General features: G+C 45.9%; 2 protein-coding genes. Both read right to left on the minus strand.

Annotation, left to right across the window (positions count from 1 at the left end; translation table 11 throughout):
* A partial coding sequence (locus QRY16_RS21845) for a phage integrase (RefSeq protein ID WP_289778045.1) occupies positions 1 to 828 on the minus strand: 828 nt, incomplete at its 3' end.
* A complete protein-coding gene (locus QRY16_RS21850) occupies positions 828 to 1,406 on the minus strand; it encodes a phage repressor protein CI (protein WP_289778046.1) in 579 nt (192 codons plus the stop codon). The genes QRY16_RS21850 and QRY16_RS21845, both read right to left, overlap by 1 nt.
* Positions 1,407 to 1,719 lie beyond the last annotated feature (313 nt).

Raw genomic sequence — 1,719 nt, forward strand, 5'->3', positions numbered from 1 at the left:
GGTCAGTTGCCCTGCCGGTAATTCGATGCCTGTTCTCTCAAGAGCAGACCTAAACGCGCCATAACAATCACTAAATAGCCGACCTGCTCGGTCATCTGGTAGGGTGTTAAATAGCTCCTTGCTAATAGGGACGGTGCGGTTTTTTTTGCCCTTCGTGTTGATATAAGTGATTTTGAAATTTGTGAGCTGACTTTTTTTTAATTGTTCGGCTTCAGACCAACGTGCGCCAGTCGCAAGGCAAATTTTTACCACATTGACCAAATCCTGATTTTCATGGCGCTGGCATTCAGCAAGCAGTACGGCGATCTGTTCCTGATTTAGCCAAGCCATTTCCATTTCTTCAGTGCGGAAAGGGCGCATATTTTTTAGCGGGTTTTCTCCTTTCCATTCGCCAAGCCGATTAAGCTCATTGAATACTGCGCGAAAGTAGGCCAGCTCAAGATTAAGTGTTCGAGGCGATACCTCTTTAACCCTATTTGAACGGGCATATTCACCCTTTAGCCTCTTTTCCCGGTAGCGGGAAAACATCTGCGCATCGAAATCGCGTGCGAGCGGTTCGCCCATACACTCAAAAGCATGATGCATCGCTAACTGGCGTTTGAGACCGTCTTTGAGGGTAATACCGTGAGCGCTATACCATGAGTCAATTAGGTCTTTTAACGTGCGTCTGTCTTCCTTTTCTTCCTGCCACGGGTTTTGTACTGTGTACTGTTCAAACGCCAGCGCCTCGCCTTTGGTGGCGAATTTCTTTCTGATGCGTTTGCCTTTTGCCCCGTTCGGATAAAGCTCGCAAATCCAGCCGCCAGCAGGGTTTTTACGGATCGCCATCAGTTAACCTCACTGTAGATACCCACCACACGACCAATCAGTTTTATTTCATCAAAGCCGCATTCAAAGGGCACTTTCCCACCTGCAACGTGGAGTTTCTTGCCGGGGAGAATGGTTAACTCGCGAATGCTGTTTGCTCCTTCAATATCTACCAACCATAGGCCATCGGAATGTGGGGAATCCTGATCAACAAAATGCAACTTTCCTTCTGCTCGAACTGCAATCCCTTTTGATATCTGCGTACTCAAAATATTAGGGTCAATACTCAATGTGGAATTTTTCTCAAGAACACCATCCTTGAGAATATAAAGATCCATTTTTTTAGGATCAGTGATTGAAGGGCTGGTTTCGAATTGTTCCCCCTCCCCGGTCAGAATCCACCTGAGACTTGCACCAGTTTCAAGCGAGCAGAACGCCGCTAGATCGTAAGAGATAGTGCCGCGTGTGTATCGGTTCTGCAGGGAACTTGGTGACATTTCGAAGTGATTTGCGAGCTGCAATTTTTGGGTGAAGCCATAAACAGAGATGATCCTGTCAAGGATAGTTAGAGGCTCGAAAGTGTTTTTGTTTATGCTCATTAGTGTTTTCCATGTTGACCAATGCTCAAAAGTTAATTACATTGCTCATCAGTGAGGTGTGTATGTTGGCAAACATTGGTGAATGAGAGGCCAACATTGTCTAAAACAGTAAATAGGGAATCATGCATCATGGCTTCTGAAATCGCAATCATCAAAGTACCAGCCCCCATCGTTACCCTGCAGCAGTTGTCAACAACGGGTAAAAAGTGATCCGCTTACCATCACCACCAACGGTTTAATATTGATCCACCGTTTTACTCAGGATTAGCTTCCGCGATAATCCCTGCCTTTCGTTTCTGTTTCAGTCGATAGC

Source organism: Mixta mediterraneensis (genome assembly GCF_030283135.1).
GTDB classification, from domain to species: domain Bacteria; phylum Pseudomonadota; class Gammaproteobacteria; order Enterobacterales; family Enterobacteriaceae; genus Pantoea; species Pantoea mediterraneensis.

Coding starts and splice junctions, on each gene's coding strand:
- QRY16_RS21850 (WP_289778046.1), bottom strand. CDS start 1,406: ATGAGCATAAACAAAAACACTTTCGAGCCTCTAACTATCCTTGACAGG.